Genomic DNA, 1,769 nt, shown 5'->3' on the forward strand with positions numbered 1-1,769 from the left:
GTTCTTTATATACATGCAAGTAAAGTTGAAGAGACGACTCGCAGCTTGCTCAAGCTGCCATACGTCAAAAAAGTAGAGAAATCTTATCGCAACGAAATCAAAACCGAATACAGTAGTGATGTGCCGGACAAAACTAGATTTTACACCCTTTGAGGCTGTAGTGCAAAACGAAAGCTTCGGGAGAAGCTTTTTTTATTTTTTGAATTTTTAGATAATAAGCATTTTTTCATGAATTCACAAATATTTATTAATAATTTTATATATTCTTACATGGGAAAAAAAGTTATAATCAAGTAAACTATAACTTACATACAATCATGGAATAGGTACGCGGACTCATTTTTGTAGGAAAGGGGGTGTGATCATGAAAGACAAAGTAATGGGGAGATGGAGTACTTATGAACCATTCTTCGTGCAGCTGGGTGACRAGAAAGTGGCGGATGTCGTGATCACCAATCATGCGAAGCTGAGATGGAGTGATCGTGTTTCTAGCGATAACAACTCACTGGAGGAAATCTGCGCTTTTCTATGGGAAAAGCTTAAAAATGATAACATCGTCCCTTATTATCGAAATGAAGAGGACGTTTATCTGATTGATGATGACCTTGTTGTCGTTGCTGAGTTTTCTAACTTGGAGAATGAAACAGATCTAGTGGGCAATCCGCTGCATAAGATGATCATCGTCACCTTCCTCGGGAGAATGTCCGAAACCATGGAGCTCCGCGATTTGAAATCATATTATTCTTGGCTTAGGCATTCACGGCGCATGACGTTGATCAAGAACAGCCGCAAGCGCCGATAACTGGATAATAGCTGGATCAAGAGCGTGTCCTTCGCGACATGCTCTTTTTATGTCTGAATGGACTGTGCGTGCGCAATTTCATATAATGTAGCAAAGAGAGGCGGGTTTTCATGGCACTTAATTTTCATCAACTCCACATTTTTTATACCGTTGCGGAAAAAGGAAGTTTCTCACATGCCGCCGGAGCGCTCCATATGACCCAGCCTGCCGTCACGATGCAGGTTCAATCCCTTGAGGATTATTTCGGCGTGAAGTTATTTCACCGCAGCACCAAGAAGATCGAGCTCTCTGAAGCGGGAAGAGCACTGATGCCGTTTGCTAAGAATAGCATTGAGTTGATCAGGGAAACGGACGTTGCGATGTCTAGGTTCACCAAAATGATTGAAGGGCGGCTGCAGCTTGGCGCGAGCTTGACGATGGGCGAATACATTTTACCTCGTCTCCTTGGACCATTCAGCAAAGACTACCCGAACATCTCTGTTTCCATGAAGGTCATGAATACCACACAGATTCTGGATGAGGTCCTTGGTCATCAGCTTAATTTCGGGCTTGTTGAGGCGCCGATTCATCATCCGGATGTTCATACGGAAGCGATTCTAAGCGATGAGCTTAAGCTTATTGTGCCAGCGGATCATCCCCTAGCAGATATGGCTGTTGTTACAATCGAAGAAGTGCTGAAATATCCATTCGTGCTTCGTGAGCAAGGCTCCGGGACTAGAAGGGTGATGGAAGAGGAATTCGCCCGCTGCAACATGGATTGCTCCACGATGAAGATTGTCATGGAGCTTGGCAGTACAGGCGCTATCAAATCAGCCGTAGAGGCGGGGCTTGGCATCTCCATCCTATCGCAGTCTTCGGTTAAGCACGAAGTGACCTTAGGGCTGTTTAAAGTGAAAACGATTGAGAATATCAGATTTGAACGCAGCTTCTATGCGATCTATTTAAATTCCACGCTGCTTCCTATATC

Annotated in this window: 3 protein-coding genes; all 3 read left to right on the top strand. The window is 44.0% G+C overall.

Annotation, left to right across the window (positions count from 1 at the left end):
• Window positions 1-153, top strand: a 153-nt coding sequence (locus tag AC1DUA_RS36280) for a DUF2129 domain-containing protein (protein ID WP_477504346.1), incomplete at its 5' end; no start/stop codon positions are given.
• Between the two features lie 211 nt (window positions 154-364).
• Window positions 365-802, top strand: coding sequence for a hypothetical protein (locus AC1DUA_RS36285; RefSeq protein WP_477504344.1), 438 nt, complete (start codon window positions 365-367; stop codon window positions 800-802).
• A 110-nt stretch (window positions 803-912) separates the two neighbouring features.
• On the top strand, window positions 913-1,769 hold an 857-nt coding region (locus AC1DUA_RS36290), incomplete at its 3' end, for a selenium metabolism-associated LysR family transcriptional regulator (RefSeq protein ID WP_477504345.1).

It is taken from the genome of Paenibacillus sp. 01T422, assembly GCF_056398785.1.